Genomic DNA, 21,898 nt, shown 5'->3' with positions numbered 1-21,898 from the left:
CCCCCCGGCGCTCGGGGGGTTTGTGGGGGGGGGGGTGGGGGGGGGGGGGGGGGCGGGGTGGGGGGCGGGGGGGGGGGGGGGGCCCGGGGGCGCGCGCCCCCCCCCCCCCCCCCCCCCCCCCCCCCCGGCTCGCCGCGCGCCTTGCGGCGCAGCACCACCACCAGGTCGACGGCCGCGACGGCGGCGAGCACGAGCAGGACGACGCCGGGCCAGGTGGGCAGGTCCTCGACGGCGAGCCAGCCCAGCCCGGCCAGCAGGCAGAAGACCAGGCCGAAGCCGGCCAGCACCGCGCGCAGGGTGAGGGCCGACCGGGCCGGCGGTGCCCCGCCGAAGCCGGCCGTGGGGTCGTGGTGGTCGGGCAGGCCGCGCGCGTAGTCCTCCCGCGAGCGGTGCCGTTCGGGCTCCGTCATGGCACGCCTGCCTACCCGCGGCCGGGGCGCACTACCCTGGGTCGACGTGGCCGCTGACTTCTCCGTCGTCCTGGACGAACTCGACACGACCCTGAAGTCGATCGAGGCCGTCCTCGACGTCGACCGACTCCGCCGCGAGGTGGCCGAGCTCGAGCAGCAGGCCGCCGCGCCGGACCTCTGGGACGACGTCGAGGCCGCGCAGGCGCTCACCTCCAAGCTCTCCTACATGCAGGGCGACCTGCGCCGGGTCGAGGAGCTGCGCGGCCGCCTCGAGGACGTCGGGCTGCTGCACGAGATGGCCGCCGAGGAGGGCGACGAGGCGACCGCCGCCGAGGCCGAGCAGGAGCTGGCCAGCCTCCGCAAGGCGATCGACGAGCTCGAGGTGCGCACGCTGCTCTCCGGTGAGTACGACTCCCGGGAGGCCCTGGTGACGATCCGGTCCGAGGCCGGGGGTGTCGACGCCGCCGACTTCGCCGAGATGCTCATGCGCATGTACCTGCGCTGGGCCGAGCGCCACAAGTACCCCACCGAGGTTCTGGACATCAGCTACGCGGAGGAGGCCGGCATCAAGTCGGCCACCTTCTCGGTCAAGGTGCCCTACGCCTACGGCACCCTCTCGGTCGAGCAGGGCACCCACCGGCTGGTGCGTATCTCGCCGTTCGACAACCAGGGTCGCCGGCAGACGTCGTTCGCCGGCGTCGAGGTGCTGCCCGTCGTCGAGCAGACCGACCACGTCGAGATCCCGGAGAACGAGATCCGGGTCGACGTCTTCCGCTCGTCGGGTCCCGGTGGGCAGAGCGTCAACACCACCGACTCCGCCGTCCGGATGACGCACATCCCCACCGGCATCGTCGTCTCCTGCCAGAACGAGAAGTCGCAGATCCAGAACCGCGCGGCGGCGCTGCGGGTGCTCCAGGCCCGGCTGCTGGTGGTCCGCCAGCAGGAGCAGAAGGCGGAGATGGACGCCCTCAAGGGGGAGGGCAGCAGCTGGGGCAACCAGATGCGCTCCTACGTGCTGCACCCGTACCAGATGGTCAAGGACCTGCGCACCGAGCAGGAGACCGGCAACACGACCGCGGTGCTCGACGGCGACATCGACGCGTTCATCGAGGCCGGCATCCGGTGGCGCCGCCAGCAGGAGGCCACCGCCGCCTGACCCGGGCCGCCCTCCCGCGCCGGCGCACGCCGCGACCCGCCCCGAGCCGTCATCCCCGTCACAGGAAACTGGCAGCTGGCGGGTTTTGCGAGGCCAGCGGGACGGGCACGACAACGCGTTGCGCGCGTTCCCCCCGGAACGGCCCATCCTGGGGCGCGGGGCAGGTACCGTGGCGCCTCGTGATCGAACTGCAACACGTCACCAAGCTGTACCCGGCCAGCGGCCGGCCTGCCCTCGACGACGTCTCCACGGAGATCGAGAAGGGCGAGTTCGTCTTCCTCATCGGCTCGTCGGGGTCGGGCAAGTCGACCTTCCTGCGGCTGCTGCTGAAGGAGGAGGACCCGACGTCGGGCACGATCACGGTCAACGGTCAGACGCTGAACACGCTCAGCAAGTGGAAGGTGCCCAAGCTGCGCCGGACCATGGGCTGCGTCTTCCAGGACTTCCGCCTGCTGCGCAACCGCACGGTGGCGCAGAACGTCGCGTTCGCGCTCGAGGTCATCAACAAGCCGCACCGCACGATCAAGCGGGTCGTGCCCGAGGTGCTGGAGATGGTCGGCCTCGAGGGCAAGGCCAACCGGCTGCCCGGCGAACTCTCCGGTGGTGAGCAGCAGCGGGTCGCGATCGCCCGCGCGTTCGTCAACCGGCCTCTGGTGCTCCTGGCCGACGAGCCGACCGGCAACCTCGACCCGGAGACCAGCGAGGGCATCATGCTGCTGCTCGAGCGGATCAACCGGACGGGCACCACGGTGCTCATGGCGACGCACGACTACCACATCGTCGACTCCATGCGGCGCCGCGTCATCGAGCTCAACGGGGGAGTCCTCACCCGCGACCAGTCGCGCGGTGTCTACGGCGTGGGCCGCTAGCAGCGCCCGCCGAACCACCGCCGACCGCGTCCGAACGCACTCCACGACAGGAAATCCATGCGCGTCAACTTCGTGCTCTCCGAGGTCGCCACCGGGCTTCGTCGCAACCTGACCATGACGGTCGCGATGATTTTGACCACGGCCATCTCGCTCGGGCTCATGGGCACCGGCCTGCTCATCGCCGGGATGATCTCCGAGATGAAGGAGATCTACTACGACAAGGTGCAGGTCTCCATCTTCCTGGCCGACGACGTCACCGACGAGCAGCGGCAGGCGATCCAGGGGCAGCTCGAGTCCTCCGAGGAGGTCGCGAGCTTCCTCTACGAGTCGCGCGAGGAGGCCTACGAGCGCTTCCAGCAGCAGTTCGCCCAGCAGCCCGAGCTGGTCGCCAACACCCCGCCGGACGCGTTGCCGGAGAGCTTCCGCGTGGAGCTGGTCAACCCGGAGCGGTACGAGGTCATCGCCGCGCAGTTCCCCAGCGGCGAGAACGGCGTCGACCAGGTGCGTGACGAGGGCGAGTTCCTCGACCGGCTGTTCAGCCTGCTCAACGGCGCCCGCAACGCCACCATCGCCGTCGCGGTGGTGCAGGCGCTCGCGGCCCTGCTGCTGATCTCCAACACCATCCAGCTCGCGGCGTTCAACCGTCGCAACGAGACGAACATCATGCGGCTGGTCGGCGCCTCGCGCTGGTACACCCAGCTGCCGTTCATCCTCGAGGCGGCGATCGCCGGGCTCATCGGTGGTCTGCTCGCCGCGGGTGGCCTGATCCTGACCAAGGTCCTCTTCATCGACCGCACCCTGTCCGGGCCGATCCGGGCCGGGATCATCCCGCAGGTCGAGTGGGACGCGATCATCACCAACAGCGTGATCGTCTCCGGGGTCGGCGTCGCCCTGGCCGGCATCGCCGCCTACGTGACGCTGCGGCTCTACGTCCGCCTGTAACCGGCTCCGCCGCTCCGCGACGCCCCTCCCGCCCGGCCCACCGGCGCGGGAGGGGCGTCGTCGTGTTCGCGGGGCCGTGCGCCGTCGCCGAGCCATGCGACCTCGTGGTGATCGGGCGCGGATGGACACGAGTTCGCATGGTTCGCGCGGCGGGGCGAGGCTGGGGTGCGGCGGACCGGCCGGGCGGGATCGACGGCCGCAGTAACCTGGGGGCATGCCGCGGGAGCAAGGGCGCAAGTTCATCGCCCAGAACAAGAAGGCGCGGCACGACTACTCGATCCTCGACACCTACGAGGTGGGCCTGGTGCTCACCGGCACCGAGGTGAAGAGCCTGCGGGCCGGCCGTGCCTCGCTCGTCGACGGGTTCGCCTCGATCGACGACGGCGAGGTGTGGCTGCAGCACGTGCACATCCCGGAGTACGTGCAGGGCACCTGGACCAACCACGCGCCCCGCCGCAAACGCAAGGTGCTCATGCACCGCGAGGAGATCGACAAGCTGATGGGCAAGACCCGCGAGGGCGGCCTGACGCTGGTGCCGCTGGACCTCTACTTCAAGGACGGCAAGGTCAAGGCCACCCTCGCCCTCGCCAAGGGCAAGAAGTCCTACGACAAGCGGCACGACCTCGCCGAGCGCGACTCCCGCCGGGAGATCCAGAAGGCGTTCGGCCGCTACGTGAAGGGCCGTCGCTGAAAACCGGTTGAGCGCCCGGTGACACTCGGGCCGTGCGGATGACGTTCGAGCGGATGGCCGACCGCCGGCCGGTCGAGACGCTGGTCGAGCGGGACGACGGCGTCGTCTTCGCCATGCGGGGCGCCGGGGGCGGCGCCGACCTGCCGCACGACCTCGTGCACGCCGTGGTCGAGACGGCGCTGCCGCTGCACGACGGCGTCTGGGGCTGCGTCGCCGACGGCGTGGTGTGGGGCAGCATGCGGCACGTGTCCGGCCGCCGGCCCCCGCACGCCACCGAGCGGTCCCACCGGCTGAAGCGGGAGCGGACCGATGCCGTGCAGCGCGCGGAGACCGTCGCGGACGTCGTCGGCCGGCTGGCCCGGGGCGAGCAGGTGCTGCCCGCGCACGTCGCGGCGGCGGGGGTCCCGCGCGAGCGGGTCGAGGCCGCCGTCGGGGCCGTGCGGGAGGCGACCCGCCGGTGGGCGGCGCTGCCGGTCGGGGAGCGCTGGGTGGTCGAGTGGCCGGCCGGTCAGCGGCGTCGCGGGACGGGCACGCGGCGACGCTGAGCGGCCCCGCTTACGGTGAGCCCATGAGAGGTATCGCCTACGACCGGTTCGGCGGGGTCGACGTGCTGCAGCTGCGGGACGACCTGCCCGAGCCGCCCGTCGGGCCCGACACGGTGCTCGTGCGCACCCGCGCCGCGGGCGTCAACCCCGTCGACATCGGCATCCGCGAGGGCGGGCTGGCCGGCTTCTTCCCGCACCACTTCCCGATCGTGCCGGGCTGGGACCTCGCCGGGGTCGTGGAGTCCGTCGGCCCTGCCGTCGTCGACTTCGCCCCCGGCGACGAGGTGTTCGGCTACCTGCGCCGGGACGACGTCCAGTGGGGGACGGCGGCCGAGCTCGTGCCGGCCCCGCAGCGCTGCGTGGCCCACAAGCCGGGGTCGCTGTCGTTCACCGAGGCCGGGGGGCTGCCGCTGGCCGGGCTGACCGCCTACCAGGCGCTCACCGAGGCGCTGGCCGTCGGCGAGGGCGACCGGGTGCTGGTGCACCGGGCCGCCGGCGGCGTGGGCTTCTTCGCCGTGCAGATCGCCGTCGCCCTCGGCGCGCACGTCATCGGCACCGCGAGCCCCCGCAACCACGGCTTCCTCACCGAGGCCGGCTGCGCCGAGGTGCTGGACTACTCCGCCGGGCCGATCAGCGAGCAGCTCTCCGAGCCCGTCGACGCCGTCCTCGACCTCAACGGCGGGGACACGCTGGCCGACGCCCCGCAGCAGGTGCGCGACGTCTCCCGGGTCGCCAGCGTCGTGGACCCCTCGGTGAACGGGATGGGCGGGCGGTACGTGTTCGTGCGCCCGGAGCGGCACGACCTGGAGGAGCTCGGTCGCATGGCCGACGCCGGGCAGCTGCGGGTCGCCGTCGCCAAGGCCTTCCCGCTGGAGCAGACCGCGCAGGCCCAGGACCTCGTCGCCGGCGGGCACGTGCGCGGCAAGGTCGTCGTCACCCTCTGATGGCGCTCCAGCCACCGGCCGACGACGGCGACGTCCCGCGGTACTGGAGGGAGCTGGGCGTGCCCGGGCTGGTCGACGTGCACGTCCACGTCCTGCCCGAGCGGGTGCAGGCGAAGGTGTGGCGGTACTTCGAGGCGGCCGGCACCCACTACGGGGCGGAGTGGCCGGTGGCCTACCGGCTGCCCGAGGAGGAGCGGCTCGCCGTCCTGGACCGGCTGGGGGTCCGCGCGTTCCCGACGCTGCCCTACCCGCACAAGCCCGGCATGGCCGCCTGGCTCAACGAGTGGTCGGCCGGGTTCGCCGCGGGGCGCCCGCAGGTGCTGCAGTCGGCCACCTTCTACCCCGAGCCGGGCGTCGCGGGCTACGTGTCCGAGGCGCTCGACCGGGGCGCCCGGGTCTTCAAGGTGCACGTGCAGGTCGGCGCCTTCGACCCGCGGGACCGGCTGCTCGACGACGTCTGGGCGCGGCTGGAGGAGACCGGCACGCCGGTGGTCATCCACTGCGGCTCCGGGCCGCTGGCCGGGGAGCACACCGGCCCCGCGCCGATGAGCGGGCTGCTGGAGCGGTTCCCGCGGCTCCAGCTGGTCATCGCTCACCTGGGCATGCCCGAGTACCGGGAATTCCTCGCTCTCGCCGAGCGGTACGAGCGGGTGCACCTGGACACCACGATGTTCGCCACCGACTTCACCGAGCGGCTGATGCCCTTCGACCGCGCGGACCTGCCGCGGCTGGCGGCGCTGCGCGACAAGGTGCTCCTCGGCAGCGACTTCCCGTCGATCCCGTACCCCTACGCCCACCAGCTCGCCGCGCTGCACCGGCTGGGGCTGGGGGTGGAGTGGCTCCGCGCGGTGCTGTGGCGCAACGGCGCCCGGCTGTTCACGATCGAGGGGTGACCCCGACCGCCCGGCTGACCGCGACCGTCCTCGGCACCCCGGATCCGCAGGGGCTGGCCCGCTTCTACCAGCGCCTGCTCGGCTGGCCGGTCCGCGACGACGACCCCCAGTGGACGACGCTGCGGCCCGAGGACGGCGGCCCGGGGCTGTCCTTCCAGCTCGAGGAGGACCACGTGCCGCCGGTGTGGCCGCCGGAGCCGGGCGCCCAGCAGATGCAGCTGCACCTGGACCTGCAGGTCGACGACCTCGACGCCGCCACGGCGGTAGCGGAGGAGGCCGGCGCTCGCCGGGTCGGCGGGCACACCGACGCCCACGAGGACGTCCGCGTCTTCACCGACCCCGCCGGCCACCCGTTCTGCCTGTTCGTGCGGCTGTAAAAACCGCTCGCCCCGCACCGGCGGGCTCCCTACCCTCTGCACCCGTGCCCGCCCTGCCTGCCGCCCCCGACGGCCTGACCGTCCGCCCGCTCCGCTCCGACGACGCCCCCGCGGTCGCCCAGCTCCTGGTCGCGGCGGAGGCGCTCGACGACACCGGCGAGTTCCCCGACGCCGACGACGTCGCCGAGGAGTGGACCGGCTGGGAGGTCGACCCCGCCCGCGACGGGGTCGCCGTCACCCACGCGGACGGCGCGCTCGCCGCCTACGCGGTCGTCTCCGCGAGCCCCACCTTCCGCGGCGCCTACCGCATCCACCTCGACGGCCGGGTGCACCCCGACCGGCGCGGCCGCGGCATCGGGACGGCGCTCCTGGGCTGGGAGCTGGCCCGCGGCGCGGAGGTGCACGCCGAGCGGCACCCGGAGGTGGAGGGGCTCCTGGTCGTCGGCGTCTCCGGCACCCAGCCGGACCTCGAGCGGCTGGTCGAGCGGCACGGCTTCACCGCGGAGCGGTGGTACCGCACCATGGAGCGCCGGCTGACCGACCTGCCGGAGGTGCGCGCGGTCCCGGGCGTGCAGGTCGTCCCCTTCTCCTGGGACCGCGACGACGAGGTGCGGCGCGCGCACAACGTGGCGTTCACCGAGCACCACGGCTCCAGCGAGCGCGACCCCGAGTCGTGGCAGCGGCTGTTCACCGGCAGCCGCGCCTTCCGCCCCGACCTCTCCGTGCTGGCGGTCGCCGACGGCGCCGTCGCGGGCTACGTCCTCGGCTACGTGTACGAGGCCGACACCCGGGCGCGCGGCTACCGGGAGGTGGTGCTCGGCCACATCGGCGTGCTGCCCGGGGCCCGCGGCCGCGGCCTGGCATCGGCGATGATCGGCGGCAGTCTGCGGGCGGCCGCGGCCCAGGACTGCCGCGTGGCCGCCCTGGACGTCGACAGCGACAACGTCACCGGGGCGCTGCGGCTCTACGAGAGCCTGGGGTTCGACACCGTGCGGACCCGCGTCGCGTGGTCGCTGTCACTCCCGCCGGTGGCCGCTGGCTAGGGTGCGCCCATGGTCAGCGCCGCGCAGCCCGAGCCCGCCTTCGACCCCGCCCTCGTCGGCCGTGCCCACCGCGCGATCGACCCGCTGCACTCGCAGCTGTACTTCGCGCCGGAGCAGGACGAGCACCTCGGCGCCCTGGGCCTGCGCAGGGGGCGGATGGTCTACTTCGCCGGCCGGGCGGCCGCCATGGGCGCCGTCGGCGCCGGCGTGGTGACCGCGACCTTCTACAACTTCGCCCCCTCGCTGGTCGCGCACATGATCCCGCGCGCCTGGACGCTGGCGACGCCCGAGCAGGTGCTCACCGCGCGGCTGGACGCCGCGCGCGCCTCGCTCACCCGCCTGCTCGGCGAGGACGTCGCCGGCTCGCCCGAGGTGGCCGAGCTCGCCGGGCTGCTGCGCGAGGCGTGCGCGGACCTCAGCGCGGAGGGCCGCCCGCTGTTCGCCGGTCACGCGGACCTGCCGTGGCCCGAGGAGCCGCTGCTGGCGCTGTGGCACGGCGCCACGCTGCTGCGCGAGCACCGCGGGGACGGGCACGTCGCCGTCCTGGTGCACGCCGGGCTGACCGGGCTGGAGGCGCTGATCACCCACTGCGCGACCGGCCGCGGGTTCACCGTGCCCGCGGCCAAGGCGACCCGTGGGTGGAGCGACGAGCAGTGGGACGCCGCGTGCGCCGCGCTGGCCGAGCGCGGCCTGCTCGACGACGCCGGCCTCACCGAGGAAGGCGAGGAGCTGCGCGCCCGCATCGAGGTGCAGACCGACGCGCTCGCCGCCGACCCGTGGCTGCAGCTGGGCGCGGGAAGGACCGCGCGGGTGGTCGAGCTCGGCAAGGGGCTGTCGCGCGTGATCACCGCGAACGGGGCCTTCGGCCAGGGCATCTTCGGCCGCTGACCGGGCGTCCCGGGCCCCCGCTCGTCACCCTTTCCGAGGTCGCGCGTTCTCCAGGTCGCTGAGCGGCGGACCCCGGCCTAGGGTCATGCCGGATCCCGGTCCGAGGGAGGCGCCATGACCGCGACCGAGCGCGAGCAGGGTGGAGTCCAGTCGACCGCCCACGGGGGTCCCGGCTGGAAGCGGACCGACGTCGACGCCGCGTTCCGCGGGAGCGCCACCTACCGCAGCCTGGGCGAGCAGCAGCTCAGCCCCGCCGAGGAGCGGTTCGAGAAGGGCCGCCGCACCATCGGCCTCTTCCTCGCGCCGCTGGTCACCCTCGTCTTCGCGCTGGTGCCGATCGACCTCCCGCGCGACCAGCACCTGCTCGCAGCGGTCCTGCTCGGGGTCATCGTCCTGTGGATCACCGAGCCGGTCCCCATCCCCATCGGCGGTCTCATCGGCGTCGGGGCGATCGCCGTGCTCGGGGTGGTACCGGCCGACGACGCGCTGGCACCGTTCGGGTCGACGACGGTCTTCACCTTCATCGGCGCGTTCATCCTCGCCGCGGCCATGCTCAAGCACGGGGTCGCGCGGCGGTTCGCGATGTTCATCCTGTCGCTGAAGTGGGTCGGCGCCTCGACCGCGCGCGTGATCATCGCCTTCGGCTTCATCACCGCGGTGCTGTCGGCGTTCGTGTCCAACACGGCGACCGTGGCCATGCTGCTGCCCACCGCGATCGGCATCCTGTCGGTGATCGCCAAGCTGCTGCAGGACAAGGAGCTGGTGAAGCCCGACTTCGACCCGCTGCGCCTGCGGGTCGGCGTCGCGCTGATGCTGATGCTCGCCTACGGCGCCGGCGTCGGCGGTCTGCTCACCCCGGTCGGCAGCCCGCCGAACCTGATCGGCCGCGGGCTGATCGAGGAGGCCACCGGCGAGCGGATCGGCTTCCTCGACTGGATGATCATGGCGCTGCCGATCTGCGCGCTCATGTTCGTCGCGCTCGTCCTCGTCCTGCTGCTGATCAACAAGCCGGAGATCAGGCGGATCGAGGGCGTGCACGAGTACGTGCAGAAGGAGCGGTCGGAGCTCGGCTCCTTCTCCCGCGCCGAGCGCAACACCCTCATCGCCTTCGGCGTCACCGTGGCGCTGTGGATCTTCCCCGGCGTCATCGCGCTGACCGCCGGCACGGAGTCCGACCTCTACGCCACCCTCGGCGACCGCCTCGACGAGGGGATCGTCGCCGTCCTCGGCGCCTCGCTGCTGTTCCTGCTGCCGACGGACTGGAAGCGCCGGGAGTTCACCCTGAACTGGAGCGACGCCGCCACGATCGACTGGGGCACGGTGCTGCTGTTCGGCACCGGCATCATCTTCGGCTCGCTGCTGGCCGACACCGGGCTGGCCGAGACGATCGGGCAGGCATCCGCCGACGGTCTCGGCCTCACCAGCACGATCGCCATCACGGTCTTCGCGGTCATCCTGGCGATCATCATCAGCGAGACGACGTCGAACACGGCGTCGGCCGCCGTCGTCGTGCCGATCATCATCCCGGTGGCCGTCGCCGCCGGGATCAACCCGTTCGTGCCGGCGCTGGCGGCGACCTTCGCGGCCTCGTTCGGGTTCATGCTCCCGGTGTCGACGCCGCAGAACGCCATCGTCTACGGCTCCGGGGTCGTGCCGATCACCAAGATGATCCGGTCGGGTGTCTCCTTCGACGTCCTCGGCGCGATCCTCATCGTGCTGCTGCTCCCGCTGCTGGTCGACCTGGTGCTCGGCGTCGCGGGCTGACGACGGGAGCCGCTCCCTCACCCGTGTGGGCGATCGCACGTCCGGCTCCCGCCGGTCGGCGTGGGACGATGGTCGACGGCCGAGGACACGTGGGCGGGGACGCCCGGACCCGGGAGGGGGACGTCGTGCGCAGCGAACCTCCCAGTACCGATCCCCACTAGAAGGACCACCCTTCCCCCCACGCCTCGCAGGCTCGCCGCGGGCCCCTGGAGGGTGGCCGTCCAGCGCCTCGCCGCTTGCGCGAGCACCTGTCGTCCTCGCCGTCCCCCGCCCCGGGAGCCCGCCATGACCGAGCGCCGCCTCGCGCCGCTGACCGCCCTGACGACGCTGGGCCGCCGCCCACCCCGGCCGGCGCCCGTGCTGACGCCGAACGGTGCCACGGCGTCCGCCACCCTGACCGACGGTTCCGCCCCGCACTCGCGCGTCGTGGACAACGCCGTGTACTCCGAGGGCCGTCGGGTGGCGACGCCGGAGTCGCCGGCCGAGAGCCGCGAGGAGCTCCTCCACGGGGAGGGGCGGCTGGCCTGGCTGGGGCTGTACCGCCCGGGCCCGAAGGAGCTCGGGGCTCTCGCGGAGCTCTTCGACCTGCCGGAGCTGGCGGTCGAGGACGCGATCAAGGCCCACCAGCGGCCGAAGTTCGAGCGCTACGGCGGCACGCTGTTCGTCGTCCTCAAGGCCGCGCGGTACCTGGACGCGGCCGAGGAGGTCGAGTTCGGCGAGCTGCACCTGTTCCTCGGGCCGGACTTCGCGATCACCGTGCGGCACAGCGAGTCGCCCGACCTCTCGCGGGTGCGGCGCCGGCTGGAGAGCGACCCGGAGCTGCTGTCCCGCGGGAGCGAGGCGGTGCTCTACGCGACGCTGGACGCCGTCGTCGACGGGTACCGGCCGGTGGTCGACGGGCTGGCCAACGACATCGACGAGATCGAGACGCAGGTGTTCGGGGGCGACCCGGGCGTCTCGCGGCGCATCTACGAGCTGTCGCAGGAGGTGCTGGAGTTCCAACGGGCCGCGCAGCCGCTCACCGGCATCATCGCCGCGCTCACCGCCGGGTTCGACAAGTACGGCGTCGACGAGGAGCTGCGCGGCTACCTGCGCGACGTGGCCGACCACGTCATCCAGGTCAACGAGCGGGTGGAGGGTTTCCGGCTGCAGCTGCGCGACATCCTCACGGTGAACGCGACGCTGGTGGCGCAGCGGCAGAACGAGGAGATCCGCGAGCTCACCGAGACCTCGATCGCCCAGGGCGAGGAGGTCAAGAAGATCTCGGCCTGGGCGGCCATCCTCTTCGCGCCGAGCCTCGTCGGCGGCGTCTACGGCATGAACTTCGACCACATGCCCGAGCTCGACGAGGTGTGGGGCTACCCGTTCGCGCTGCTGCTCATGGTGGGGGTGAGCCTGACGCTGTACCTGGTCTTCAAGCGCCGCGACTGGATCTGAGGACCCCGCTGCCCCCCACCACTCGCAGGCTCGTGGCGGGACCCTGCAGCGGGGCCGCCGTGCTTCAGGTCACCGGGGTGCCCGACGAGGCCGTCAGCTCCCCGTAGGCGACCGACAGCCGCCGGGTCAGCGGGCCGGGCTCACCGCTGCCGATGCGCCGCCCGTCGACGGCGAGCACGGGCGTGAGCTCGCCCATCGTTCCGGTCACGAACACCTCGTCGGCGGCGTACAGCTGGGTCGTCGAGAAGTCGCCGACCTCGGACGGGATGCCCAGCGCGGCGGCCAGGCGCAGCACGGCGGCGCGGGTGATGCCCTCCGGGCACGCTGCGGTCGTCGGCGTGCGCAGCACCCCGCCGGCGACGGAGAAGACGTGCGTCGCGTTGGTCTCGGCGACGAAGCCGCGGGCGTCGAGCATCAGCGCGTCGTCGGCGCCGGCGACGTTGGCCTCGATCTTGGCCAGGATCGAGGTGAGCAGGTTGTTGTGGTGGATCTTCGGGTCGAGCACGTCGGGGGTGGGGCGGCGCACGCTGGAGGTGACCAGCGTGATGCCGCCGGTGTCGTAGACGGGCGGCTTGTGCTCGGCCAGCACGATCAGCGTCGGGCCGCTCTGGTTGAGCCGCGGGTCCATGCCGCTGGTCACCTTCACGCCGCGGGTCAGGGTGAGCCGGATGTGCACGCCGTCGGTCATGCCGTTGGCGGCCAGCGTGCGGCGGATCTGCTCGACGATCGCCGCGTCGTCGGGGATCTCGGTGAACGCCAGGGCCTGCGCCGAGCGGCGGAGCCGGGCCAGGTGCTCCTCGAGGGCGAAGATCCGGCCACGGTAGAGCCGCAGCCCCTCCCACACCGCGTCCCCGCCCTGGACGACGGAGTCGAACGGGCTGACGCCGGCCTCGTCGCGGTGGGCCAGCCGGCCGTTCACGTTGACCACCAGGTCGCGGTTGCGCTCGTCGAACTGCTGCAGCACGGGTCAGCTCCTCAGCCGGGTGTCGGCCAGCTCGTCGTAGAAAGGGAGGCACTCGGCGGCGAGCGCGGCCAGCGACCCGGGCAGCTCCAGGGGCGCGTCGCGGTACGGGCCGAAGCCGGTGGAGGCCTCCACGCTCGCGTACCAGTGCGGCGCCCACACCCCGTCGGTGTCCCGGCGGCCGGGCGGCCACGAGAGCATGCGCTCGTCGAACGGGACGCCCAGCGCCGAGCACAGGGTGGTCAGCACGCCGCGCGGATCGCGCAGCAGGTCGTCGGAGTCCACGACGGGGCCGCCGAAGCGGCGGTGCAGCGCGACCTGCTGGGCGAGGCCGAGGTCGGCCAGGGTCGGTCGCTCGCGCACCCGGGCGTAGGAGGCGAGCAGCCGGCGCGGGTCGCGGATCAGGAAGGCGTGCCGGAGCCCGGCGAAGGCGTCGAGGTCGACCTCCGGCAGCACGTGGTGGGTCATGTGCTTCTGGTAGGAGATCGTGGCGCCGTCGGGCAGGTCGTCCTCGGTCAGCGCGCGGACGACGGTGCGCCAGTCCGTCGGTTGGCTGGCGATCACCTCGTCGCGGCCCGGGTGGTCCAGCCCGGTCGTGGCCAGGTAGTACGCGTACAGCGGCTCGTCGACGACGGCGGTGTCGGGGCGGTTCTCCCAGGCGCGCATCGTCGCCGTCGACAGGGTGCGCGGCCCGGACCACATCGCGATCCGCATCGGCGTCGTCGTCCGGCCGGCCCCCGTCATGCGGGCATCGTGCCGGACGGCCGCCGCGTCGTCGCGCCGGGGGAACAACCGGCTGGACGGAGCCGTTACCCTGACTGCACAACTGCACAGGGGGTGATTGGTCTCGACTTCGGTCGGGTGTCCAGGGGAAGCGAGCCGAGGAAGCCAACGATGAGCTCGTTAACCACGCGTTGGAAACAACACAAGCGCCGACTCCAGTCAGCGCGAGTTCGCCCTCGCTGCCTAAGTAGCGAGGCGACTCTGTCAGCCCGGGTTCGTCATCGGCCCGGATCCTGGCATCAGCTAGATGACTCACCGTGAGTGCCGGTCGCGGGCGTTCACGGGACATCTCACAGCGACTGGGCCCGTCACATCGACTCGTCCGTGAGATCGATGGGGTCGAGCAGAGGCAGTAGCGGACTGCGCTCGGAGAAGCCCTGGTCATGCGTCGAAGGACGCGGGTTCGATTCCCGCCACCTCCACCCCGTTCCACCACGAAGGGCCCGGTCTGCAGACCGGGCCCTTCGTGCGTCCGGGGCCCGTCGGCGGGACCCCGCCCCGGTCAGGAGGGCCGGCTCGGCGGTCCCCCGCCCGGGCCGGCGCCGGTCCCGCCGCCGGTGGGCGTGGTGGTGGTGTCGACGCCGACCGGCAGGGTGACCGTGTAGCCGCTCGCGACGTCGCCGGTGACGGTGGCCAGCTGGCTCGCGCCGCCGTCGTCACCGAAGACGCCGTCGCTGGTGAGCGTGACCTGCGCCAGGTGGCCCACCGAGCTCTCGTAGCCGCTGGTGGCGTAGACGGTCTCGCAGACGTCCGCGGGCAGCGCCACCTGGGAGGTGGCGATCGCGTTGGCCGCGTCGGTGATGCTGCCCTCGTCCGGGTAGACCTCGAAGTGGACGTGCGGCCACCGCCCCGGGTAGCAGGCCGGGACGATGCTGGTGAACCACACCCTCCCGTCGGCGTCGGCGACCTGCACCCCGCGCAGGTAGTTCTGGTCGGTGATCCCGTCGGAGTACAGGGAGTAGCCGCCGTCGCGGTCGCAGTGCCACACGTAGACGGCGACGCCGGCGAACGGCACGCCGCCGTTCGCGAGGTCCCGGACCACGAGCTCCAGCGTCATCGGCACGCCCTCGGCGGTGCCGCCGGCCTCCCCGAAGCTGGACCGGATGTCGCTGCGCACGATGCCGCTCTGGTCGAGCACGTCGGGTCCGTTGGAACCGTCACCGGGGTAGGGGCCGGCGGTCTCGTCGGGGACCTCCCCGGAGACCGCGGTCGCACCCGCCGCCGTCGTCGAACCGGTGGCCGCGGAGGACCCGGCGCCGCAGGCTGCCAGGCCGGCGCTCGCCGCGCCGAGACCGAGCACGCCCAGCAGTCGGCGCCGGCTGAGCAGCGTCCCCAGGTCGAACCCCAGCCCCTGGTCGACGACCTCCTCGTCCGGCCGGGGCAGCGGGCGCCCCTCGAAGGCGGGGGTGGGACCGGTCGGCAGCGGGGTCATGGGCTCTCCTGGGTCGGGCTCGTCGCGGGTCGGCGACCACGCTCGGCCGCCGACCCGCGACCCGGCTGGACAGCGGCTGCGAGTGCGCTGTGTGAGTGACGTCGCAGGTCGCGGAGGGGAAACGCCCGAGCTCGGTCCGTAGACTTGCTGCCGCAACCATCCGGAGCGGCTGAGAGACCTGGCTCGTCGACGTCGCAGCAACCCCCCGCATCGGCGGGCGCGGGTGCTACTGCCAGGACCGATGGAGGAACACCATGCGGTACGAGCTGCTCCCGTGGGCCCGCCGGCACGTCGACCTGTGCAGCACCGGCACGGCCATGTGCCGCTGAGGCCTCCGGCCTTTCGCTGACGCCCGCCGCGCGCGGGCGCGCACCCCAGCCCCGCGCATCGCGGGCCCGTCCGCCCTCCCGGCGGGGCCCGCCCGTGCCGGCTCAACCCCGAGGACAGCACCCCGTGATCGAACTGAAGGACGTCCGCAAGGTCTTCCCGGCCCGCGGGCGGGCCGGCGAGGTCGTCGCCGTCGACGGCGTCAGCCTGTCCGTGGACCGCGGCGAGTTCGCCGGCGTCGTCGGCCCCAGCGGCTCGGGCAAGAGCACGCTGGTGCGCCTGGTCAACCTGCTGGAGCGGCCCACGTCGGGCTCGGTGACCGTCGACGGGCAGGTGCTCACCGAGCTGCCCGACGAGCAGGTCCGGCAGGCGCGGCGCTCCATCGGCATGGTCTTCCAGCACTTCGAGCTGCTCGACTCGCGCACCGCCGCGGGCAACGTGGAGCACCCGCTCGAGCTCGCCGGCGTCGGCCGGGCCGAGCGCCGGCGGCGGGCCGGGGAGCTGCTGGACCTCGTGGGCCTGGCCGACCGAGCCGACGCCCGCCCCGCCCAGCTCTCCGGCGGCCAGCAGCAGCGCGTGGCCATCGCCCGGGCGCTCGCCGTCCGGCCGGACGTGCTGCTCTGCGACGAGGCCACCTCCGCGCTCGACCAGGCCAGCACCACCGGCGTCCTGGAGCTGCTGCGCCGGGTGCGCGACGAGCTCGGCCTGACCGTCCTGCTGATCACCCACGAGATGTCCGTCGTCAAGGCCGTCTGCGACAGCGCCGTCCTGCTCGACCGGGGGCGGGTCGTCGACGGCGGCCGGCTGGCCGACGTGCTGACCCGGCCGGGCTCCCCGCTGGGGGAGGCCCTGCTCCCGGCGCCGGTCGCGGACGCCGGTGCCGGGCACGACGGCGCCCTGCTGCGGGTGACCGTCACCGACCGGACGCCGGAGACCCGCGTCCTGCAGACCCTGATCGGGGAGCTGGGCCTGGCCGTCGAGATCGCCGGCGGATCGGTGGAGACCGTCGCCGGTGGACGCTACGGCCGGCTGCTCCTGCGGGTCACCGGGGGAGGCGCGGGCCTGGACGACGCCGTGCACCGGCTGCAGGCCGACGGCGTCCTGGTCGAGCGCGTGGCCGCGACCGCGGAGGTGGCCCGGTGAGCGACTGGAACCGCATCTGGCCGCAGCTGCTGGACGCCACCTGGGAGACGCTCTACATGGTGGGCGTCGCGGCGCTGGTCACCGTGCTGCTCGGCGTCCCGCTGGGCGTGCTGCTCACCGTCACCGCCTCCGGCGGGCTGGCCCCGCGGCCGCTGCTCAACCGCGCGCTGGGCCTGGTCGTCAACCTGGGCCGCGCGCTGCCGTTCATCATCCTGCTGGTCCTCGTCGCCCCGGTCACCCGAGGCATCGTGGGCACGACGATCGGCTCCACCGCGGCGATCGTGCCGCTGACCATCGGCGCGGTCCCCTTCCTCGCCCGGCTGGTGGAGACCAGCCTGCGCGAGGTCGCCGCCGGGAAGGTCGAGGCGGCGCTGTCGATGGGTGCCCGCCGGCGCGACGTCGTGCGCACCGTGCTGCTGCCCGAGGCCCGGCCGTCGCTGGTCGCCGGGGTCACGGTCACCGTCGTCGCGCTGATCAGCTACTCGGCCATGGCCGGTGCGGTCGGCGGCGGCGGGCTGGGCGACTTCGCCATCCGCTTCGGCTACCAGCAGTTCCGCACCGACATCACGCTGGCGACCGTCGTCCTCCTGCTCGTCATCGTGCAGGCCCTCCAGTGGGCCGGCGACCGCTGGGCGCGCTCGCTCGCGCACGCCTGATCCCACCTCCACGGCGGCCACCCGGCCGCCGTCCCACCCCCACTCCAGAGGAGAACCACCACCATGCGCACCCGCTTTCCCGCCCTGCTGGCCGCGTCGGCGATGACGGCCCTGCTCGCCGCCTGCGGGGGCGAGGCCGAGCTCTCGGCGGCCGACGAGCCGCTGCGGGTGGGCGCTTCCCCGGTCCCGCACGCGGAGATCCTGCGCTACATCGACGAGAACCTCGCCGAGGACGCCGGCCTGGACCTGGAGATCGTCGAGTTCACCGACTACGTGCAGCCCAACGTGGCCCTCGACGACGGTTCCCTCGACGCCAACTACTTCCAGACCATCCCGTACCTGGAGGAGCAGGAGGCCAGCGCCGGCTACGACTTCGCGGCGCTCGACCCCGTGCACATCGAGCCGCTCGGCATCTACTCGAGCACGCTCACCGACCTCGCCGACCTGCCCGACGGCGCGACCGTGGCCATCCCGAACGACCCGACCAACGCCGCGCGGGCGCTGCGTCTGCTCGAGGCCAACGGCCTGATCACCCTCGCCGACACCGGCGACGCCGCCCCCACCTCGCTGGACGTCGAGGGCAACCCGAAGAACCTGGAGATCTCCGAGGTCGAGGCCGCGCAGGTGCCCCGGTCCCTGGCTGACGTCGACATCGCGGTCATCAACGGCAACTACGCCATCGAGGCCGACCTGGTCCCGGCCGAGGACGCGCTGGCGCTGGAGGAGGGCGAGGGCAACCCCAACGCCAACCTCCTGGTGGTGCGCACCGGTGACGAGGGCGACGAGCGCATCCAGGAGCTGGAGGAGCTGCTGCACTCCGACGAGGTGCGCCAGTTCATCGAGCAGAACTACGAGGGCGCCGTCCTCCCGGCGTTCTGACGGCGGGGGGCGGGACGCCGCACGGGCGTCCCGCCCCGCATGCCGGCAGCCGGCCGCCTCTGTACGCTCGTTCCTATGCGCTCCCGGCCCGCGGCGGGCGACTCCCGGACGACGCGCGAGGGGGCGCTCGCCGGGGGCCTCCACCTCGACGTCGCCCCGATCGCCATCCGGGAGGACGCCGTCGTCGGCGCGGGCACGGTGGTCACCCGCGACCTGCCCGCCGACGTCGTGGCGGTCGGCAACCCGGCGCGCGTCGTGCGCCGGCTGGACGACCCCGCCCGGTGAGCGCGGAGCCCACGCCGGTCCGCCGTCCGCGCCGGCACGACCCCGGGCGGCGCGACCGGCTGGTGGACACCACCCTCGACGTCATCGCGGCACGAGGGGTCGCGGCGGCCACGCACCGGGCGATCGCCCGCGCCGCCGACGTCCCGCTGGGGTCGCTGACCTACCACTTCGGCTCGCTCACCGAGCTGCTCGCCGCCGCCTTCACCCGGCACGTGGACGACGTCGCCGCGCGGTTCGACGCGCGCATGGCGGCCGCCCCCGACCGCGTGTCGGCGCTGGAGGCGCTGGTCGGGCACCTCACCGGCGACCTGCTGGGCTCGCAGCGCGACCTGGTGCTCGCCGTCGAGCTGTACGTCGCCGCAGCCCGCGACGCCGAGCTGCGGGCGGTCACCCAGGACTGGATGTCGAGGAGCCGTCGCAGTCTGGAGCGCCACCTCGACCCGGTCACCGCCCGCGAGGTCGACGCCCTCGTCGAGGGGCTGGTCCTGCACAGCGCGCTGTCCACCGACCCGATGGACGCCGCGCAGATCCGTGCCGCGCTGCTCCGGTTCGCCGGCTGACGAGAGCTGGAGTCCCCATGTCCTCCGCCCCCGCGACCGTGGAACCGCCGCGCCTCCGGCGCGCCCGCCGCGCCGTCGCCGCCTGCTTCTTCCTCAACGCCGTCTTCTACGCCGGGCTCGTGCCGCGGCTGCCCGCGGTGAAGGCCGAGCTGGACCTGAGCAGCACCGCGCTGGGCGCCGCGCTGGCCGCCGTGCCGCTGGGTGCCCTGCTGGCCGGGCTGTCGTCGGCGGCGCTCAACCGCCGGTTCGGCTCCGGGCGGGTTGCCTCCTACGGCCTGGTGCTGCTGGGCGCCGTCGTGTGGACGGTCTCGGTGGCGCCGAACTGGTACGTCCTGGCTGCCGCGTTCCTCGTGGTCGGCGCCCTGGACGCCGTCGTCGACGTCGCGCAGAACGCGCACGGCCTCCGCGTGCAGCGGCTCTACGGCCGCTCGATCATCAACTCGCTGCACGGCGTCTGGAGCATCGGCGCGGTCACCGGCGGGCTGCTCGGCTCCGCTGCGGCAGGGCTGGGCATCCCGCTGCCGGTCCACCTCGGCGTCTCGGCGGTGGTCTTCGGCGCGGTCGCCCTCGTCGTCTCCCGCGGGGTGCTCCCCGGCTCGGACGAGCCCGAGCCGGTCGCCGAGGAGGTGCCACGGGAGCGTCCGCGCCGGCGGGCCGCGGTCCCGGCCCTGGCGGTGCTGGGCCTGCTGGCCGGCTGCGGCGCGCTGATCGAGGACGTCGGTGCATCCTGGAGCGCCCTCTACCTCCGCACCGAGCTCGCGGCCGGCGCGGCGACCGCCGGGCTGGGCTTCGTCGCCCTCTCGGCCGCGATGACCGTGGGCCGGCTGGCCGGTGACCGCGTGGTCGACCGGTTCGGCGAGCGGCGGGTCGCCCGGGCCGGGGGCGCGCTCGCCGCGGTGGGCCTCGGTGTCGCGCTCGCCTGGCCGTCGGTGCCCAGCACCCTGCTCGGGTTCGCGCTGGCCGGTCTGGGCGTCGCCACTCTCATCCCCGCCGTCTACCACGCCGCCGACGAGCTCCCCGGCCTGCCGCACGGCCAGGGGCTGATGGTGATCAACTGGCTGCTGAGGATCGGCTTCCTGCTCTCCCCGCCGCTGATCGGGGTCGTGGCCGACGCCGCCAGCCTGCGGGTGGCGCTGCTCGCGGTGGTGGTCGCCGGCATCGGCGCGCTGGTGCTCGGGCGGGCCCTGCCGGGCCGCCCGGTCGCCAGGACCCCGGCGGGTGACCGGCCGGACGGCGGCGGCCCCCCTCGGTGATCATGGTCCGGTGGCCCCGATCGGGTGCCCGGCCGTGCCGTGCACCGGCCGCGCTCGTTGAGCCGCACGTGACCACGACGGGCGACGACGTGCGCCGCCGGCTGACCGGCATGGCCGAGTGGGCGCCCAGCGGCCGGCTGGCCGTCCCGGTGATCGTGGGGTTGGTCATCGCGGCCAACCTGGTCGGCGTCGGCACCGTGGTGCTGCTGCTCCTCGGCGTGGAGGGCGACCCGGGGAGCGCCGGCCGCGCCGAGGTGCTGTGGGCGGCCGCGGCCTACCTCGCCGTGGCCCTGCCGCTGGCCGTCGTCGCCGGGCTGGGGCGGCAACGGGCCACGAACCGCTGGCTGACGGCCGGCCGCGAGCCCACGGTCGCGGAGGCCCGCCAGGCGCTGCGGCTCCCGCTGGACACCGCCCTGGTCGCCGCTGTCGTCTGGGGGCTGGGTGCCGTGCTGGTGGGCGCCGTCGCGGCGGTCACCTTCCCCGATGCCCGGGTGGGTGCCCGGATCGGCGTCGCCGTGGTCCTCGGTGGCGTGGTCACCGCCGGCGTCACCTACCTGCTGGTGGCCCGGGCGGCCCGCGCCGTCACCGCCCGGGCGCTGGCCACCCACCCGCCCGCGGGGGCGCTCACCCTGGGGGTCCGCATCCGCCTGCTGCTGACCTGGGGGCTGACCAGCGGGGTTCCGATGCTCGGCGTCGTCCTGCTCTACCTGGACCCGAGCAACCCCGACGGCCCCGGGCGCACCGCCGTCGTCTTCCTCGTCGTGGTCGCCCTGCTGGTCGGCGCGCTGGCCACCGTGCTCACCGCGCGGGCCGTCGGGCAGCCGCTGCGCGACCTGCGCCGGGCGGTGCAGCAGGTCGGCGCCGGCGACTACGACGTGGACGTGGTGGTGGACGACGCCGGGGAGATCGGCCTGCTGCAGGAGGGCGTCAACTCCATGGCCGCCGGCCTGGCCGAGCGGGAGCGGCTCCGCGACCTGTTCGGCCGGCACGTCGGGACCACGGTGGCCCAGCGGGCGCTGGCGACCGGGGTCTCCCTGGGCGGGGAGGAGCGCACCGTCGCGGCGCTGTTCGTGGACGTCGCCGGCTCCACCGCGCTGGTGCGCCGGACCGGGCCGGAGGAGATGGTCGGCCTGCTCAACCGCTTCTTCGAGGTCGTCGTCGACGCCATCGAGGACGAGGGCGGGCTGGTGAACAAGTTCGAGGGCGACGCCGCGCTCTGCGTGTTCGGCGCCCCGGCCGACCACCCCGACCCGGCGGGTGCGGCGCTGCGGGCGGCCCGGCGCATCTGCGACGCGGTCGCCGCCGCCGGGGAGGTCGACGTGGGGGTGGGCGTCGCGTGCGGCCGGGTGTGGGCCGGTCAGGTGGGGGCGGCCAGCCGACTGGAGTACACGGTGATCGGCGACCCGGTGAACGAGGCGGCGCGGCTCACCGACCTGGCCAAGGAGCACCCGGGCCGCGCGGTCGCCAGCGAGCCGACGGTGCTGACGGCGGCGCCCGGCGAGCGGGTGCACTGGGCCCAGGACCGCGAGGTCGAGCTCCGCGGCCGCGACGAGCCCACGACCACCTGGGTGCGCACCCCGTGACGGCAGGGTCGTCCCGAGTGGGCCCCGGAGGGGTCCGCGCAGGGACGACGGACGCGCTCAGCTCGCCGGGGGACGGC

General features: G+C 74.0%; 23 protein-coding genes, 1 other RNA gene and 1 riboswitch. Of the genes, 20 read left to right on the top strand and 4 right to left on the bottom strand.

Going from position 1 to position 21,898, the window contains the following annotated elements:
• Window positions 1–410: DUF6343 family protein (locus ACI79W_RS15020; RefSeq protein ID WP_456562888.1), on the bottom strand; the 410-nt coding region annotated here is incomplete at its 3' end.
• 46 nt (window positions 411–456) lie between these two features.
• Here ACI79W_RS15020 and prfB point away from each other — a divergent pair.
• The 12 genes from prfB to ACI79W_RS14960 all read left to right on the top strand — a co-directional run bounded on the left by prfB (window position 457) and on the right by ACI79W_RS14960 (window position 11,959).
• Complete coding sequence (prfB, locus tag ACI79W_RS15015) at window positions 457–1,566, top strand: peptide chain release factor 2 (RefSeq protein WP_456562887.1); 1,110 nt, start codon at window positions 457–459, stop codon at window positions 1,564–1,566.
• Between the two features lie 179 nt (window positions 1,567–1,745).
• The gene (gene ftsE, locus ACI79W_RS15010; RefSeq protein ID WP_236827417.1) at window positions 1,746–2,435 is read left to right on the top strand and encodes a cell division ATP-binding protein FtsE; all 690 of its coding nucleotides are present in this window, start codon (window positions 1,746–1,748) and stop codon (window positions 2,433–2,435) included.
• 57 nt (window positions 2,436–2,492) lie between these two features.
• Complete coding sequence (ftsX, locus tag ACI79W_RS15005; protein ID WP_456562886.1) at window positions 2,493–3,377, top strand: permease-like cell division protein FtsX; 885 nt, start codon at window positions 2,493–2,495, stop codon at window positions 3,375–3,377.
• Between the two features lie 214 nt (window positions 3,378–3,591).
• Window positions 3,592–4,068: an SsrA-binding protein SmpB gene (gene smpB, locus ACI79W_RS15000; RefSeq protein WP_456562885.1), complete on the top strand. Its 477-nt coding sequence runs from the start codon at window positions 3,592–3,594 to the stop codon at window positions 4,066–4,068.
• Window positions 4,069–4,100: 32 nt separating this feature from the next.
• Window positions 4,101–4,613, top strand: a complete 513-nt coding sequence (locus tag ACI79W_RS14995) for a hypothetical protein (protein ID WP_456562884.1) — start codon at window positions 4,101–4,103, stop codon at window positions 4,611–4,613.
• Window positions 4,614–4,636: 23 nt separating this feature from the next.
• Window positions 4,637–5,557 carry an NADP-dependent oxidoreductase gene (locus ACI79W_RS14990; RefSeq protein ID WP_456562883.1) on the top strand — a complete coding sequence of 307 codons (921 nt, stop codon included), beginning with the start codon at window positions 4,637–4,639 and terminating at the stop codon, window positions 5,555–5,557.
• Window positions 5,557–6,450 carry an amidohydrolase family protein gene (locus tag ACI79W_RS14985; RefSeq protein WP_456562882.1) on the top strand — a complete coding sequence of 298 codons (894 nt, stop codon included), beginning with the start codon at window positions 5,557–5,559 and terminating at the stop codon, window positions 6,448–6,450. Before ACI79W_RS14990 ends, ACI79W_RS14985 begins: the two co-directional genes overlap by 1 nt.
• A complete protein-coding gene (locus ACI79W_RS14980) occupies window positions 6,447–6,827 on the top strand; it encodes a VOC family protein (RefSeq protein ID WP_456562881.1) in 381 nt (126 codons plus the stop codon). The genes ACI79W_RS14985 and ACI79W_RS14980 overlap by 4 nt, the downstream gene beginning before the upstream one ends.
• 44 nt (window positions 6,828–6,871) lie before the next feature.
• The gene (locus ACI79W_RS14975; protein ID WP_456562880.1) at window positions 6,872–7,870 is read left to right on the top strand and encodes an N-acetyltransferase family protein; all 999 of its coding nucleotides are present in this window, start codon (window positions 6,872–6,874) and stop codon (window positions 7,868–7,870) included.
• Between the two features lie 9 nt (window positions 7,871–7,879).
• Complete coding sequence (locus ACI79W_RS14970; RefSeq protein WP_456562879.1) at window positions 7,880–8,758, top strand: SCO6745 family protein; 879 nt, start codon at window positions 7,880–7,882, stop codon at window positions 8,756–8,758.
• A gap of 114 nt (window positions 8,759–8,872) precedes the next feature.
• Window positions 8,873–10,522 carry an SLC13 family permease gene (locus ACI79W_RS14965; RefSeq protein WP_456562878.1) on the top strand — a complete coding sequence of 550 codons (1,650 nt, stop codon included), beginning with the start codon at window positions 8,873–8,875 and terminating at the stop codon, window positions 10,520–10,522.
• 285 nt (window positions 10,523–10,807) lie between these two features.
• Complete coding sequence (locus ACI79W_RS14960) at window positions 10,808–11,959, top strand: magnesium and cobalt transport protein CorA (RefSeq protein WP_456562877.1); 1,152 nt, start codon at window positions 10,808–10,810, stop codon at window positions 11,957–11,959.
• Window positions 11,960–12,023: 64 nt separating this feature from the next.
• Here ACI79W_RS14960 and ACI79W_RS14955 read toward each other — a convergent pair whose 3' ends face one another.
• Together ACI79W_RS14955 and ACI79W_RS14950 are read right to left on the bottom strand one after the other, a co-directional pair.
• Window positions 12,024–12,923: an aminotransferase class IV gene (locus tag ACI79W_RS14955; protein ID WP_456562876.1), complete on the bottom strand. Its 900-nt coding sequence runs from the start codon at window positions 12,921–12,923 to the stop codon at window positions 12,024–12,026.
• Between the two features lie 3 nt (window positions 12,924–12,926).
• On the bottom strand, window positions 12,927–13,664 hold the full coding sequence (locus ACI79W_RS14950) for a sulfotransferase-like domain-containing protein (protein ID WP_456562875.1): 738 nt from the start codon (window positions 13,662–13,664) through the stop codon (window positions 12,927–12,929).
• An 89-nt stretch (window positions 13,665–13,753) separates the two neighbouring features.
• On the opposite strand from ACI79W_RS14950, the gene ssrA reads away from it, so the two are divergent.
• Window positions 13,754–14,128, top strand: a transfer-messenger RNA (tmRNA) gene (gene ssrA, locus ACI79W_RS14945).
• Window positions 14,129–14,205: 77 nt separating this feature from the next.
• Here the strand turns inward: ssrA and ACI79W_RS14940 are convergent.
• Window positions 14,206–15,135 carry an intradiol ring-cleavage dioxygenase gene (locus tag ACI79W_RS14940; RefSeq protein ID WP_456562874.1) on the bottom strand — a complete coding sequence of 310 codons (930 nt, stop codon included), beginning with the start codon at window positions 15,133–15,135 and terminating at the stop codon, window positions 14,206–14,208.
• A 153-nt stretch (window positions 15,136–15,288) separates the two neighbouring features.
• Window positions 15,289–15,383, top strand: a riboswitch (SAM riboswitch).
• Between the two features lie 205 nt (window positions 15,384–15,588).
• On the opposite strand from ACI79W_RS14940, the gene ACI79W_RS14935 reads away from it, so the two are divergent.
• The 7 genes from ACI79W_RS14935 (at window position 15,589) to ACI79W_RS14905 (ending at window position 21,821) form a co-directional block, all read left to right on the top strand.
• Window positions 15,589–16,605 (top strand): methionine ABC transporter ATP-binding protein, encoded by a 1,017-nt coding sequence (locus tag ACI79W_RS14935; protein WP_456562873.1) that lies wholly within the window; start codon window positions 15,589–15,591, stop codon window positions 16,603–16,605.
• On the top strand, window positions 16,602–17,261 hold the full coding sequence (locus ACI79W_RS14930) for a methionine ABC transporter permease (protein WP_456562872.1): 660 nt from the start codon (window positions 16,602–16,604) through the stop codon (window positions 17,259–17,261). Before ACI79W_RS14935 ends, ACI79W_RS14930 begins: the two co-directional genes overlap by 4 nt.
• Window positions 17,262–17,324: 63 nt before the next feature.
• Window positions 17,325–18,140 (top strand): MetQ/NlpA family ABC transporter substrate-binding protein, encoded by an 816-nt coding sequence (locus ACI79W_RS14925; RefSeq protein ID WP_456562871.1) that lies wholly within the window; start codon window positions 17,325–17,327, stop codon window positions 18,138–18,140.
• Window positions 18,141–18,215: 75 nt separating this feature from the next.
• A complete protein-coding gene (locus tag ACI79W_RS14920) occupies window positions 18,216–18,425 on the top strand; it encodes a hypothetical protein (protein WP_456562870.1) in 210 nt (69 codons plus the stop codon).
• Window positions 18,422–18,985, top strand: a complete 564-nt coding sequence (locus ACI79W_RS14915; protein ID WP_456562869.1) for a TetR/AcrR family transcriptional regulator — start codon at window positions 18,422–18,424, stop codon at window positions 18,983–18,985. Before ACI79W_RS14920 ends, ACI79W_RS14915 begins: the two co-directional genes overlap by 4 nt.
• A 17-nt stretch (window positions 18,986–19,002) precedes the next feature.
• Window positions 19,003–20,238, top strand: a complete 1,236-nt coding sequence (locus ACI79W_RS14910; protein ID WP_456562868.1) for an MFS transporter — start codon at window positions 19,003–19,005, stop codon at window positions 20,236–20,238.
• Between the two features lie 68 nt (window positions 20,239–20,306).
• On the top strand, window positions 20,307–21,821 hold the full coding sequence (locus ACI79W_RS14905; protein WP_456562867.1) for an adenylate/guanylate cyclase domain-containing protein: 1,515 nt from the start codon (window positions 20,307–20,309) through the stop codon (window positions 21,819–21,821).
• Window positions 21,822–21,898 lie beyond the last annotated feature (77 nt).

The organism is Blastococcus sp. SYSU DS0533, assembly GCF_054050775.1.
This window is presented reverse-complemented; position numbering and strand designations above follow the sequence as displayed.

Excerpts from the sequence above, each read along its gene's own strand:
- ftsX (WP_456562886.1), top strand. The coding sequence starts at position 2,493 with ATGCGCGTCAACTTCGTGCTCTCCGAGGTCGCCACCGGGCTTCGTCGC.
- smpB (WP_456562885.1), top strand. The coding sequence starts at position 3,592 with ATGCCGCGGGAGCAAGGGCGCAAGTTCATCGCCCAGAACAAGAAGGCG.
- ACI79W_RS14990 (WP_456562883.1), top strand. The coding sequence starts at position 4,637 with ATGAGAGGTATCGCCTACGACCGGTTCGGCGGGGTCGACGTGCTGCAG.
- ACI79W_RS14985 (WP_456562882.1), top strand. The coding sequence starts at position 5,557 with ATGGCGCTCCAGCCACCGGCCGACGACGGCGACGTCCCGCGGTACTGG.
- ACI79W_RS14970 (WP_456562879.1), top strand. The coding sequence starts at position 7,880 with ATGGTCAGCGCCGCGCAGCCCGAGCCCGCCTTCGACCCCGCCCTCGTC.
- ACI79W_RS14965 (WP_456562878.1), top strand. The coding sequence starts at position 8,873 with ATGACCGCGACCGAGCGCGAGCAGGGTGGAGTCCAGTCGACCGCCCAC.
- ACI79W_RS14960 (WP_456562877.1), top strand. The coding sequence starts at position 10,808 with ATGACCGAGCGCCGCCTCGCGCCGCTGACCGCCCTGACGACGCTGGGC.
- ACI79W_RS14950 (WP_456562875.1), bottom strand. The coding sequence starts at position 13,664 with ATGACGGGGGCCGGCCGGACGACGACGCCGATGCGGATCGCGATGTGG.
- ACI79W_RS14940 (WP_456562874.1), bottom strand. The coding sequence starts at position 15,135 with ATGACCCCGCTGCCGACCGGTCCCACCCCCGCCTTCGAGGGGCGCCCG.
- ACI79W_RS14925 (WP_456562871.1), top strand. The coding sequence starts at position 17,325 with ATGCGCACCCGCTTTCCCGCCCTGCTGGCCGCGTCGGCGATGACGGCC.
- ACI79W_RS14920 (WP_456562870.1), top strand. The coding sequence starts at position 18,216 with ATGCGCTCCCGGCCCGCGGCGGGCGACTCCCGGACGACGCGCGAGGGG.
- ACI79W_RS14910 (WP_456562868.1), top strand. The coding sequence starts at position 19,003 with ATGTCCTCCGCCCCCGCGACCGTGGAACCGCCGCGCCTCCGGCGCGCC.